Origin of the sequence: Limnospira sp. PMC 1279.21 (assembly GCF_032349615.1) — a bacterium.
Taxonomy (GTDB): Bacteria; Cyanobacteriota; Cyanobacteriia; order Cyanobacteriales; family Microcoleaceae; genus Limnospira; species Limnospira fusiformis.
In genome coordinates this window covers 1-2,743 of record NZ_JARPLU010000314.1, presented here as the reverse complement: position 1 = coordinate 2,743, position 2,743 = coordinate 1, and the positions used below count along the sequence as shown (strand labels likewise).

3 protein-coding genes are annotated in these 2,743 nt (G+C 43.8%); all 3 read right to left on the bottom strand.

The features are described from left to right. Window positions 1-155: 155 nt before the first annotated feature. The gene (locus P5683_RS23990) at window positions 156-467 is read right to left on the bottom strand and encodes a DUF2973 domain-containing protein (protein ID WP_006625974.1); all 312 of its coding nucleotides are present in this window, start codon (window positions 465-467) and stop codon (window positions 156-158) included. Window positions 468-661: 194 nt separating this feature from the next. Then, window positions 662-1,003 carry a DUF2605 domain-containing protein gene (locus P5683_RS23985; RefSeq protein ID WP_006625973.1) on the bottom strand — a complete coding sequence of 114 codons (342 nt, stop codon included), beginning with the start codon at window positions 1,001-1,003 and terminating at the stop codon, window positions 662-664. A gap of 49 nt (window positions 1,004-1,052) precedes the next feature. Continuing rightward, a partial coding sequence (gene ltrA / locus P5683_RS23980; protein WP_315669496.1) for a group II intron reverse transcriptase/maturase occupies window positions 1,053-2,743 on the bottom strand: 1,691 nt, incomplete at its 5' end.

Below are 2,743 nucleotides of genomic sequence, written 5' to 3'. Positions count from 1 at the left end.
TAACTGGTTTACCAAGTGTTGTTACTGTGCTTAATGATTGAGATAAAGGCTGTATGTTGTATTAACCTGATACATTTCAGCTTTTCCATGGCAATATAAGGGCAGGTTCAAGATGGTTAAGCTATCCTCCGCCCTAGGGTTTCTATGGTTGGTTTCTAACTATCATCTCTAGTTTCTTCAGAAGAACCGGGGGAAGATTGATAAAGGTTATCTAGCTGAGTTCGCGCATCTTGGACTGAGAGGGAACGCATCACCAGCAAAGGTTCTTTGAGTACATTTCCTGACTCATCTAGTAATTCTGGATGGATGTTCTGGTAATTTCGGGAATCCGCTGACCTAAAGCCACCCGCCGAGTGAGAATTATAGCGCTGAGACTCCATACCAACAGTCAACAGGCTACGAATTAAATTGCGTACTGCTATAAATGCCAGAGTGGTAAAAGCCAGAATATAAAGCAGATGTAACATGATTTACTCCTTGGGGTAGGGATAATTGATGAAAACTGGGCCTTGTTAAAAGCTAATGAATCGAGGCTAAGATTTTGTTCTATTTACCACAACTTTACCGTAAATTAGGGAGCAACCGCTACAGTTTCTCTAAAAATCGAAACCGGGAAAGGAACAGTTGAGAAAACCTACCTATAGCCTGGGGTCCCTAGAACTTAACTGGGATTTCCATTTTCGATCTGGGGTTTCGATTCCAAACGAAAGCGGTTAGCAATGCGCCAACAATCAGTTAAGAGTTGATGCCACGGCATTAGCACCTTCATTTCAATCCCGGCTTGACATCCGGTGGCGTGAAACAGTGTTTTAGCGGTGTTGACCTCTTCCTGGGCTTGTTTAATGCGATCTAGGACTTCTGATTGTTGCTGTTCACTCAGAAAAGGGATGTTCTCAGTTTCCAGGAGTTGTCGCGATCGCCCAAACCAATATTGGAAGTCTTCCAACATCGGCTCCAGAATTGCCTTGAGCAACTCAGTTTCTGAGGAGTTATGATTCGGCATAGCATCGAGATGAAAGTTTATTAATTAGGGGTCGAGAGTGAAGTCGCCTTCACCCCCTCCCATTCAAAACCGTGCATGAAAGTTTCCCTTCACACGGCTCTAGTGGTGCTTCCACATCCCGATAATTGGCATAGACAGGAAAAACTTCCTGATGTGACGCACGCGCAGACTGCTCCATTGTTAAGGATGCAGCGTTGGCGTTATCGAGCGCCGTCTTATCATCGCGGGTGTGGCGGTGTAATAGCTGAAGGTTCTTGTATTCATCCTTTCCGCCGAGGCTTCTAGGTACAATGTGGTCTACTTCAACTAAGTCTGATGGGGTGAAGTATTGCCCGCACCAGGTACACTTGCCTTTTGGCTTTTTGAGTAGTTTTGCTACCCTGTTTGGCGTGTCGATTGCTTGTCCTTTCCTGGTTGCCCAGTAAGTCCAATTACCGTCATAAAGTGTTGCGTCTGGGCGGACTAGGGTATGTCTGACAATTGGTGTCCAGTTGTGTTTATATAGACGTAACCCGTCTTTGGTTTGGAACATCGATTTTTCATGTCTTTCTTTCCTATTACTGAGCGTGACCGTTCCAGGTCTGAAATAATTACTCAGTTTTTCATGATTTGCCTTTCCGCATCTTGAAACTGTCCATGCCCTTAACATTTGCCAAACTATATTATCTAGTTTGTTGAAGGTTTCGGATGAAACAACCCCTGAGTAGTAGTTTGACCATCCCCGAATAATCGGGTTTAATTTGCTAACCAGGGCAGATTGGGGTGTTGTCTTATGTTGTTGAATTACACCCTTAATCACTTCTGTATGGGCTGTAACTGCTTTCTTACTGGGTTTGATGAGGGTTATATGTCCGATTAATCGGCTTGCTATCCCACCTGTTTTTCCAGATTTGTATTTTCCTACTGGATATTGCCTGATGTTGAATCCCAGAAAGTCGAACCCTGGTTTCTCAAGTTTTCCATCATATTCAATCGTATTGAGCGTGTGACAGATTCGAGTATTTTGGGGTTTGATTTCTAGTCCTGTAGGTTTTAACCATTCGGAAATAGCAGTTTTGCACTGTTCAATGATTCCTAAGTCTTTGGATATGACCACAAAATCATCGGCGTATCTTATTAGGTTGACCTGGGTGGTTGTCCCTTTATTTGGATACATTTCCTTAACTAACCTTTCCATTCTATCCAGTGCGATGTTGGCTAGGAGTGGACTTATTACCCCTCCTTGAGGTGTCCCTGAGTCTGTATCCTCGAATACACCGTTATCTAGCACGCCAGCTTTAAGCAACTGTTTCAGGTCTTTCTTTAGGCTGCTTGGACAATGAATTTTGGACAGTAGGTAATCATGGTTTATTCGGTCGAAACACTTTGCTATATCAGCATCCAACACATAATAACTACTATGTTTGATACATAGATAGATTCGTGCTATTGCGTCATGGGCTGACCGTCCAGGTCTAAACCCATAGCTTGTTCCTTCAAATCTTGATTCCCATTCGGGCTCAAGTGCCGACTTCACCAAGGCTTGCCTGGCTCTATCTTGGATTGTGGGTATTCCTAGAGGGCGTTTTTCATCCCTACCAGGTTTTGGAATCCACACCCGTCGCAGTGGTTTTGCTTTGAGGTTTCCCTTAATATTCTCAACAAGTTCAAACCTTTGTCTTGATGAGATTGCTCTCATTCCATCGACTCCAGCCGTTTTCTTGCCTTGATTATCTTGGAGGGCGGGTTTATTAAGCTGAC